The sequence below is a fragment of the Lacinutrix algicola genome, assembly GCF_001418085.1.
Taxonomy (GTDB): domain Bacteria; phylum Bacteroidota; class Bacteroidia; order Flavobacteriales; family Flavobacteriaceae; genus Lacinutrix; species Lacinutrix algicola.
Genome location: NZ_LIQH01000032.1, coordinates 193,395 through 204,393 on the forward strand (window position 1 = coordinate 193,395; position 10,999 = coordinate 204,393).

General features: G+C 32.7%; 7 protein-coding genes. 4 read left to right on the forward strand and 3 right to left on the reverse strand.

The annotated features are described in order from the left end of the window. The first annotated feature begins 14 nt into the window (after nt 1-14). Nucleotides 15-248, forward strand: a complete 234-nt coding sequence (locus tag ASC41_RS07370; protein WP_055435994.1) for a hypothetical protein — start codon at nt 15-17, stop codon at nt 246-248. A 35-nt stretch (nt 249-283) separates the two neighbouring features. Here the strand turns inward: ASC41_RS07370 and ASC41_RS07375 are convergent, their stop codons facing one another. After that, on the reverse strand, nt 284-733 hold the full coding sequence (locus ASC41_RS07375) for a nucleoside deaminase (protein ID WP_055435995.1): 450 nt from the start codon (nt 731-733) through the stop codon (nt 284-286). A gap of 66 nt (nt 734-799) precedes the next feature. Further along, nucleotides 800-3,502 carry a T9SS-dependent M36 family metallopeptidase gene (locus ASC41_RS07380; protein WP_055435996.1) on the reverse strand — a complete coding sequence of 901 codons (2,703 nt, stop codon included), beginning with the start codon at nt 3,500-3,502 and terminating at the stop codon, nt 800-802. A 149-nt stretch (nt 3,503-3,651) separates the two neighbouring features. On the opposite strand from ASC41_RS07380, the gene dxs reads away from it, so the two are divergent. Further along, nucleotides 3,652-5,424, forward strand: a complete 1,773-nt coding sequence (gene dxs, locus ASC41_RS07385) for a 1-deoxy-D-xylulose-5-phosphate synthase (protein ID WP_055435997.1) — start codon at nt 3,652-3,654, stop codon at nt 5,422-5,424. On the opposite strand, the gene ASC41_RS07390 is transcribed toward dxs, so the two are convergent. After that, nucleotides 5,421-6,761: a deoxyguanosinetriphosphate triphosphohydrolase gene (locus tag ASC41_RS07390; RefSeq protein WP_055435998.1), complete on the reverse strand. Its 1,341-nt coding sequence runs from the start codon at nt 6,759-6,761 to the stop codon at nt 5,421-5,423. The two genes, dxs and ASC41_RS07390, sit on opposite strands and share 4 nt — an antisense overlap. Before the next feature lie 179 nt (nt 6,762-6,940). Here ASC41_RS07390 and ASC41_RS07395 point away from each other — a divergent pair, with 179 nt between their 5' ends. Further along, nucleotides 6,941-9,766: a TonB-dependent receptor gene (locus ASC41_RS07395; protein ID WP_055435999.1), complete on the forward strand. Its 2,826-nt coding sequence runs from the start codon at nt 6,941-6,943 to the stop codon at nt 9,764-9,766. Nucleotides 9,767-9,804: 38 nt separating this feature from the next. Continuing rightward, nucleotides 9,805-10,971, forward strand: coding sequence for a hypothetical protein (locus tag ASC41_RS07400; RefSeq protein WP_055436000.1), 1,167 nt, complete (start codon nt 9,805-9,807; stop codon nt 10,969-10,971). The last annotated feature ends 28 nt before the right edge of the window (nt 10,972-10,999 follow it).

Genomic DNA, 10,999 nt, shown 5'->3' on the forward strand with positions numbered 1-10,999 from the left:
CAATATCTTATAAAATGAAATATATTATCTGGTTTTTCTTTATTGCTTCTTTCACTTCTATAATTTGTGGTTACGCTTTAGATGTTTCGTACTCTCAAAAACTAATTGGCTATGGTGTATTGTGCTTGTTTTTTATTGTAGTCCCTTTGTTTTCATGGCACAGTTGGAAAGGCAAAGACCCTAAAGATTACATGTTAAACAAAGAAAATTTAGATAAAATGCGTGAACGCGAAAGCCGAAAAAAGTAATACACTCTCTGTATAGTTATTTGTTTTTAAAAGCACTAATTCAAGTTTCTCCTTTCAATAAAAAAACGTTTCATTAGCTTAGAAGCTTCTTCTTCAAGAATTCCACCTTCAATTTTAGTTTTAGGATGGAGCTTAGTCTTTAAATTAATACAACCACGATCCTCATCTCTAGCAGCATAAACTATTTTAGAAATCTGACTCCAATACAAAGCACCTGCACACATCTGGCAAGGTTCTAAGGTTACATATAAAGTGCAGTTTTTTAAATACTTACCGCCTAAAAAATTAGCAGCAGCTGTAATAGCTTGCATTTCAGCATGGGCTGTAACATCGTTTAAAAGCTCTGTAAGGTTATGTGCTCTAGCTATAATTCTATCTTCAATTACAATAACAGCACCTACAGGAATCTCACCTTTTTCGTAAGCCGCTTCTGCTTCTTGTAATGCTCGTTGCATGAAATACTTGTCGTCGTATGGTTTTATCATTTTATAAAAGTAAAAAAGGCAACCATAAAAATGGTTGCCTTTTGAATATTTGTTTAAAAATTATTTCTAATTTTTAAGAATCTTATCATTTGTATTAATTCCTTCTCCTTTAATAGTAAGAATATACATTCCAGATTGTAATGCACTAATATTTAACTGAGTCTCTGATGATAAATTAGCCTTTTTAGTTAACACTATTCTACCATTAATATCTGTTAATGACATTGTAACATCTCCAAAATTCTTCTTAACCTTAATGTTTAACACATTATTAGTTGGGTTAGGGAAAATTGAGTAATTAGAAGTATTAAATTCTTTTACACTTAAACTTGTACAATTTTGTAATGATGGTATAGTAGAAGGTGGCATTGTAAAGTCTTCAACTTGATCTTCCATTGCACTAGAACTTCCTTGAGAAGCACTAGCTCCTAAACCTCTTGCTGCAAAAACTTCCCAAATTAAACACTGGTCTTCACCTCCTGTTAAAGCTGTATCTGCTGCTAATAAAGCATTTCTACCATCTACCATTCCTGGACTACAGTTTAATAATTTTAAACCATCGATAACTAACTGCATAGCTTTGTTATTTCCACCTGTACCATTATAGACATCCGCATCAAAACCATATTTATCTATATAAGCCCAAGATAAATCCCACAAGACAGTAGACCAAACAAAACCAACGTTATGCACAACTGTGTTCCAATATATAGGATTACCATTTTGATCGTTACCTAAAAATGTATTATCATTTGTAGCTCCGTAAGTGAAATCATTTACAGCAAAATCTGTACTGTATTTCGCTGGTCTAATTCCAGCACCATCTACTGGTTGATTTTGAGAATAAGTAGCGATACCTCTTCCTGTTTCTGGTAAATCTGAAGCTTTCATTGTTAACATTAAAGCAAACCAATCTGACCAACCTTCTCCCATTTGTTCTGGGTTAAATAAACAAGAACTTGTTAAAGCTCCTCCAACTAATCTTGTAGAAATACCATGACCATATTCATGTGAAACAATACCATTATCTATATCTCCATCTATTACATATGGTCCCGGATCTGAAAGAGTTACATTAACAGTTTCTCCATTATTAAGTGCTGCTATTAAAGCATTACCTTCTAACTGACTCACCATAACTGAAGGAATTGTTACTTGGTTTCCAACTGCACCTGGTGCCATGTTAATTACAGGATCTGCAACGTTGTTAACAACTATTACTCCTATAGCCCCAGCATTTTGTGCAGATAAAGCTTTAACTCCAAACTCACATGCTCCACGTCTTAAAATAGCTATTTTCCCATTTAACTCAGCACTGTTAATTGCTGTATCACATCCATCGTTTACATCAGTAGAACCAAAGAAACCAGAATTATCATCTATTAAAAGCACTAAGTCTTCAGTAACAGGTGTTGAATTTAAAATTGCTCCAAAATTTGCTCTTCCAGCAGAATAACTTCCTGCTAACGAACCATTATTAACTGTTAAAATATCACTTAATGCTCCTGAAGCATTCCATAAAAACATTTGCATTCTTGGATTACTTCCATCTGTCGGTGTAGAGAAATTTGCGTTGTTGTTACCACTACCATCTTGTGCGTCAGCAAAAACAAAATCACCACCAGCACCACCATTTCCGTAATTGTTAAGCTGAAAATTTCCACTCACTTCGTCAAATCCATATTGGTACCAAACATCGTGCATTATATTATTCATATAAAACAAATTAGTGATAGCTACATCTCTATACCCTATAGGTTGCTGATCTGGACTAAAGGCAAAGTTAAAATCTAAAGAAGCTCCTCCTTCTGGTGCATAACCTACATTTGTATTATCTCCAGCAACATCATCTTTAGCCCATACATTATTACCTCTTGTAATTGTATACTCTGCACCTGCTAAACCATCTGTATCATGCCATCCAAAAGGAGAAGCATTATCATCTGCAGGGTCAGACACTAAAGTTATTGATCCATGATTAGGACTTTCTGTTGGTATTGCAAATACATTGTATTGAGACCCATCTGCCATTAACATGCTTTCATTCTTAAACAAGTTTACAGTTTTTGTTTCACTAAATGTATTATGTCCGTTGTGGTTTGTATGGCCATCATTTCCAAAATCACAGGATATAATATGCTCATCAGTTACTATAATATCACCGTTTATTGCGTTAACTCTAACACCATAAGAGTTTTTTCCATTAAGAGTGAAAATATTTAAATTCCATGCTAAAACTAAATTATCATTTTCTGTTTTTTGAAGTACTAATTCAACTGGAATATTTGATTGAGATATGTTACCTGTATTAAACACATACTTATTATGTGAGCTATCAATTAATTCAAGATTAGAAACACTTCCTAAATTATAATTATCAGCTACTAATTGTATAGCCTCTTGAGCATTTATAACTGGTGTTATAGCATTTACTTTTGATGCTACGTTTTGTACTAATCCATTATTATAATGAAAAACATTATTATCTCTAACAGCAACACTAGATATGGCATTATGTATTTTTATACCTTGATATGCTTGATTAACATAAACATGATTGATTTTTGTTTTTTTAGAAAAAAATGAATTACTAACTATTAAATTAGATAAATCATTTTCGGTTAAATCATATTTCTCCTTGTTTTGGTTTAACCAATTTTGAATTTGCGAACCAAATTCGTTATTAGCTAAACTGCTTTGCGCTTGCCCAATTTGAAACGCAAATAAAAATACAGTAGCAATTAAGCAAACAATGTAATTTTTCTTCATAATTTTGTATAGTATTTAAGATCTTTAAACAGTAAGTCACAAATATAACAAGCAACTTACAAATATTACAACTTTACTTTATATTTATTAAGAATTAATTCATTTTAAACAGTATTTTTTAACAATTTTACACTTTACTCATTAAACTAATGCCAAATCAGCTATTAAATGATATTGATTCTATAGAGTCATTAAGAGCATTAAAACAAGATAATCTTCCTGTTTTAGCTAGGCAACTTAGGTACTTTATAATTGAGGCTGTTGCAGCAAAAGCTGGGCATTTAGGAGCAAGCTTAGGTGTTGTAGAATTAACAATCGCTTTACACTATGTTTTTAACACTCCTGAAGATGAATTAATTTGGGATGTTGGACACCAAGCTTATGGTCACAAAATACTAACAGGCAGAAAAGATTTATTCGATACTAACAGACAAAAAAACGGTATTAGTGGTTTTCCAAAACGTACTGAAAGTAAGTTTGATAGCTTTGGTGTTGGACACTCATCCACATCAATTTCAGCAGCTTTAGGCATGGCAATTGCCTCTAAATTAAAAGGTGATTTAAAAAAACAACATATTGCAGTAATAGGTGATGCATCCATTGCTAGCGGAATGGCTTTTGAAGGCTTAAATCATGCAGGAGTTACAGACTGCAATCTATTAGTTATCTTAAATGATAACGCCATTGGTATAGACCCAAGTGTTGGAGCTCTTAAACAATATTTAACAAACGTTAAAAAAGGAACAGAAAAGCAAGACAATATTTTTGAAGCTTTAAATTTTAACTATTCTGGACCTATTGATGGACACGATTTACCGCTTTTAATCTCAGAATTAAATCGATTAAAAAACGTGAAAGGACCAAAGTTTTTACACGTGATTACAACAAAAGGAAAAGGTTTACGTCAAGCGGAAGAAAACCAAGTCATATATCACGCTCCAGGAAAATTTAATGCTAAAACTGGAGAGTTATTCGCTAAAACAAAAACGATACAAGCACCTAAATTTCAAGATGTTTTTGGGTATACAATTGTTGAATTAGCAAAATTAAATAAAAAAATTATTGGCATTACACCAGCAATGCCAACGGGAAGTTCTCTAAAATTTATGATGGAAGAAATTCCAGAACGTGCTATTGATGTTGGTATTGCCGAACAACATGCAGTAACACTTGCTGCAGGAATGGCTACGCAAGGTATGATGCCGTTTTGCAACATTTACTCTACCTTTTCACAACGCGCTTACGATCAAATTATACATGATGTTGCAACACAAAACTTACCTGTTATTTTTTGCTTAGACCGTGCTGGTTTAGTTGGTGAAGATGGTGCAACACATCATGGTGTTTTCGACATTAGCTACTTGCGTTGTATCCCTAATTTAATTGTTTTTGCTCCGCGTAATGAAATAGAATTACGCAATATTATGTACACAGCACAATTAGGCTTAAAACATCCAATTGCTATTCGCTATCCTCGTGGAAGAGGTACAATTATAGATTGGAAACAACCGTTTTCTAAAATTGAAATAGGTAAAGCCGAAGTATTAAAACAAGGTAATAAACTTGCTGTTTTAACCATTGGAACAATGGCAACAAATGTTAAGAAAGCTATTTCTTTATCTAATACACTTAAAGACATTTCGCATTACAATATGCGTTTTGTAAAACCTTTAGACATACAGTTATTGCACGATACCTTTAAAAATCATGATACAATAATTACCGTTGAAGACAACGCGACTAAAGGCGGTTTTGGAAGTTCTATTTTAGAATTTGCCGCAGAAAACAATTACAAAAACAATATTTACTTAAAAGGTATTCCAGATGTATTTATAGAACATGGGACTGTTGAAGAACTACAAGAATCTGTAGGTCTAGATGCGAAAAGTCTTTCTCTTTTTATATTAAACAAACTAGCTTAAATACTAAATCCTTTTATTTTTCTATATTGAATAATTGCTTGACTATCGCTTAACAGAGAGATATAATGGCAAACACTTAAAAGCCTTTCGTATAAACTTTCTTGATCTGTATTTATAGTTTTAGGCAAACCTTTAAGTATTAACTTATCGTAATTAGAAGCTGTATCATCAAAGCAATTATTTACCGCACTTGTATAGGTTTCAAGTAAAGTACTCAATACACCATAACCCGCAATTTCCTTATCTACAACCTCTGTAGATTGGTAGATTTTTTCAACACTCAACTTAATGATATCGTCAATTTGTGCTTCGTATTTACTTTTATCTAATAACCCTTCACTAAACGTACCTGCTAAAATAGCTTCTTCGTTTTTCATAAACATATCAATAGCTTCTTCAATTAATGCTCCAATTGCTAAAGCTCTTAAATAGCTAATACGGTCTTCGGTATTAGAAAGCGTGTGGTATTTCTCTGTTTTAATTTTGTCTCTAACCAAGTTTATTAAATACTCTAAAGCAAAAGCTTCTGGTATTAATCCTAAATTAATACCATCTTCAAAATCTATTATTGTGTAACAGATATCGTCTGCCGCTTCAACTAAAAAAGCTAAAGGATGCCTAGCGTAACTAATATCTTTTTCGCTTCTCTTTTCTAATCCTAATTCTTTTGCTACATCTATAAATGCTTCTTTTTCATTCTGAAAAAACCCGTATTTTTTATCTGCAATATGCTTGGTTGGTTTTTTAGGTAACGACTCTTTTGGATATTTTGTAAAAGCACCTAATGTTGCATAACTTAATCGCAAACCTCCTTCTCTACCTATTCTACTTTGAGTAACAATTTTAAATCCGTTAGCATTACCTTCAAAATCACATAAATCTTGGTATTCTTTTTCACTTAACCTCTCCTTATGCTCTTTTCCTTTTCCAGATTTAAAGAATTCACCAATCGCTTTTTCACCAGAATGACCAAAAGGAGGATTCCCTATATCATGTGCTAGAGCTGCTGCTGCTACAATAGCCCCAAAATCATGCGCTTGGTATCCATGAGTACTTTGTAAATGTGGATGTTTTTCTAATATCTTTTGTCCAACACGTCTTCCTAAAGAACGACCAACAACACTAACTTCTAAACTATGCGTTAAACGTGTGTGTACAAAATCGGTTTTAGACAATGGAATAACCTGAGTTTTATCCTGAAGACTTCTAAATTCTGAAGAAAAAATAATACGATCGTAATCGACCTCAAAACCTAAACGCGTTTCATCTTGTTCTTTACGTAATCTTTTATTTGTGTCGCCAAAGCGTTTTAACGATAGTAGTTGTTCCCAATTCATAGTAAGCTATTAAGTGGATGCAAGATATAAATTTCAATGTTAAATTAAGGTTTCCTAATTACAAAAAGACAACTTCTTTGATAACATTAAACTAACGTTTTGATGAAAAAGGTTTAACCTGTAGTTAACCTTGACTTTACATGTTGATGGTTTCTTTGCAGCAGAAATTAAACTATAAAATGAAACAATTTTTACTTACCATCACCTTACTAACATCATTACTTACTTTTTCTCAGAACAGTACTTCAATTTCAGGAAAAGTATTAGACCAAGAGTTTAACAACGAACCGCTACCTTTTGCAAACGTTTTAATTAAAGGAACTGATAAAGGAACGTCTTCAAATTTTGATGGACTTTATAAAATTGAAAATTTAGACGCAGGCTCTTATATTATTGAATTTAGTTTTATTGGTTACGAAACACAAAACATCCCTTTTCAAGTAAAAGCTAACGAAAGTAAAGTTTTAGACATTACTTTAAAAGCAAGTGCTGCTGCTCTAGACGAAGTTGTGTTACAAACCACTACAAAACGCGAAAGCGAAACGGCTTTACTTTTAGACCAAAAGAAAGCAGTCGACATTAAACAAAGTATTGGAGCTGACGAATTATCTAGAAAAGGTGTTAGCGATGCTGCTGGTGCAGTTGCTAAAATTTCTGGTGTATCTAAGCAAGAAGGATCTAGTAACGTTTATGTACGTGGCCTTGGTGACAGATACTTAAATACTACTATGAATGGCTTATCATTGCCATCTAACGATGTTAATAAAAAGAACATCGACTTAAATTTATTTTCTTCAGATGTTATACAAAATGTATCTATAAGTAAAGCATACTCTTCAAGGTTCTATGGCGATTTTTCTGCTGGAAACATAGATATAACTTCTAAAGAACATAAAGGTAATTTAGCTTTTAATGTATCTACTGGTTCTGGTTTTAATACAAATGCAATAGACAAAAACTTTGTAAGAAGTGAAGGCACAGGATATTTTGGTTACTATGGTAGATACGAACACAATCCTTTTGCTATTATTTTATCTCATGGTATCGATCCTGAAAATGTAAGCTCACCTATAAACATTAACTACGGAGCATCTATAGGCAACACGTTTGAGTTTAATGACGAGTCTCGTTTAAGTGTTTTCGCTACTGCATCTTTCGAAAATAACTACGAGTACAGATTTGGTAAAGCAGTAGATTTTTCGACTGTAGAAAAAAAGCGTTTTGATGCAGCCGAAGAATATGAGTATAGCACAACTACAACTGCTATGGCAAACTTAAACTATAAAATAAATAATGATAATAGTTTAAAGTTTAACTCTGTTTTTATTAATAGCTCATCAGACGAAGTTGGTTATTACGGTATTGATGGTAAAGGAAAAAACAGAGATGCAATTCTTAATACAGACGAAGGTTTTTACCAAATGAATGTTCAATTCGATCAAACTAGAATGTTTGTAAACCAATTATTAGGTAATCATAAATCTGGAAAGTACGAATTAGATTGGGGATTTGGATACAATAAAGTATACGCAAATCAACCAGATAGAAAGCGTATAAGTTTAGAAAACTACCACCTTGCTTTCGATAATGATTCTAATACAAACCCAAGTTTTTATAGTAATGTAGATTTCGATAATCAACGTTATTTTCAAAATATTGAAGACGATGAGTACAATAGTAAACTTAACTTAGCATACGAAGCTAATGAGAACCTTAAATTCAATTTTGGCTACAACGGAAGATATAAAACAAGACAATTTGATAACATTCGATATGGATATGACATACAAGACAATGGATATGCAGTAACAGATATAAATAACTTTGATAGCTTCTTTACCTTATCAAACATTAGTTTTGATAGCAATACAACAGGATACGATACTTCAGTAATAAACGGAATTCCTGTAAGCACAACAGATCCAAACCAAACTTTAGGCAACACTAACCTACCTGGTTTACCAGAAAACACTTACTCTGGTAAATTAAGTATTGCTGCTGGTTATGCAGATGCAGAAATTAAAGCTGGTGAAAAATGGCTATTTGTTCCTGGTGTTAGATTAGAATCTTTCGACCAGTCTATTAAATACGATGTTATTAACTTAGGTAATCAAGGAAATAGCGAACGCTCGTTTAAAGAGACTTTTATTCTTCCTACTTTAAATGTAAAATATGCTTTAAACGAAGATCAAAACCTACGTTTCTCAGCAAGTCAAACTGTTTCTGTTCCTGAATTTAAAGAAGTTGCTCCTTTTGTATACGAAGATGTATCTACAAGAATTGGTGGTAACCCAGATGTTTTAGGTTATTCTAAAATTTTAAATGTCGATTTAAAATACGAATGGTTCTTTAGCAGAAGCGAAATCTTCTCTGTAGGTGCTTTTACTAAACAAATTAACAATCCTATTAACTTAGTTGTAGTTGGTGATGCTACAGGAACACAACGTTATGTTAGAACTGGAGACAAAGCTACGGTTTATGGTGTTGAAGTAGAGTTAAGAAAAAACATTTTAGTTGATGACGAAGACAACACAAACTTATCTTTTGGTATTAATGCTACTTACATGAAAACTAAGCAAGACTTATATCCAACAATAGATGAAACTTTCGATTTAGCTTTTAATAAAACCGAAGACGAACTGCAAGGTGCTTCTCCATTAATATTAAATGCAGACATAAGCTACTCTCCAACTTTTAAAAATTACAAACCAGTAGCTAACCTAGTATTCTCTTACTTCTCTGATAGAATTGATGCTTTAGGATCTGGAGACTTAGGAAACATTGTAGAAAAAGGAGTTCCTACTTTAGATTTTATATGGAAAAACACCATAAACAAAGATTTTGAAATCAACTTTAGTGCTAAAAACATATTAGATCCTTCTATACAATATGTAAGAGAAGATGCTAGAGCTGGTGACATATTTGTGACTTCGGCAAACGGAAAAGGTATTACAGATTACAAACGTGGATTAAACATAAACCTTCAACTTAAATATAAATTTTAACTACAATTCTTAATTAAAAACAATTAAAAAAGAACACGATGAAAAAACAACTAATTTTAGGCTTAGCAATATTAGCTTCGGTATTTTCTTGCACAACAGACGATACTTCTGACATTGTAATAAACTCTACAACAAACAACACTACAGGTGGTGGAGGTGAAACAGATCCAGCAACAATTTTCTTATCTGGTACTTATACTGAAGATTTAACACTTGACGCTAACAACACATATAAAATTAATGGTTCTTTAATTATGTCAAGCGGAACAACATTAACTATTCCTCCTTGCATGACTATTGAAGCTTTATCTTCAGGTGCAGACGTTTATGTTGCCATTTCACAAGGTGCTAAAATTATAGCAAACGGTACAGCAAGTTGTCCAATTGTATTTACTTCAGATTCATCTAATCCATTAGCAGGAGATTGGGGAGGATTAATTTTATTAGGAAAAGCGCCAATAAACTCTGTAACAGGAACAGCTACTGCTACTTCAGAAATTGCTAGTTTACCTTACGGTGGAAATACTGCAAATGATAATTCTGGTTCTTTAAGCTATGTAAGAGTTGAGTACTCTGGTGGTGCAGCAGATGGACAATCTGAAAACAACGGATTTTCATTCTACGGTGTAGGAAATGGTACAACTGTAAACCACATTCAAGCTATCGAAGGAAAAGATGATGGTATTGAATTTTTTGGAGGTACAGTAAATGCAAGTTTTATCTCTGTTATAAATGCTGAAGATGACTCAGTAGATTGGACAGAAGGTTTTTCTGGAACATTAACAGATGTTTACATTTCTAATAGAGCTACAGATGATAAAGCAATTGAAGCAGATGGTTACAATACAGACTTTAGTAATGCTACTGGTATTTTTTCTAAGCCAACTTTAAACAATGTAACAATTATTGGTGAAGGTTCTGCAAACTCTTCAGAAGCTGTAAGATTAAGAGCAGGTACTCAAGGTATCTTTTCTAACATTCATATTACTGGTTACGCTGAAGGTTTTGATTTAGATGATGTAGATACAGGAAACGGTGTAGTAAGCGACGATTTACAAGTTACTGGAGTTACTTTTGTTGATGTTACATTAAACATGAAAAACGATACAACAGTTACTTTTACAATTCCCGATTTTTATACAAATGAAGGTACTGCAACTGGTACAGACTATGCTACTTGGGGAGCAAACTGGACTGTTGAATAACAACTAAAAACTTTACAAATAAAAAAAG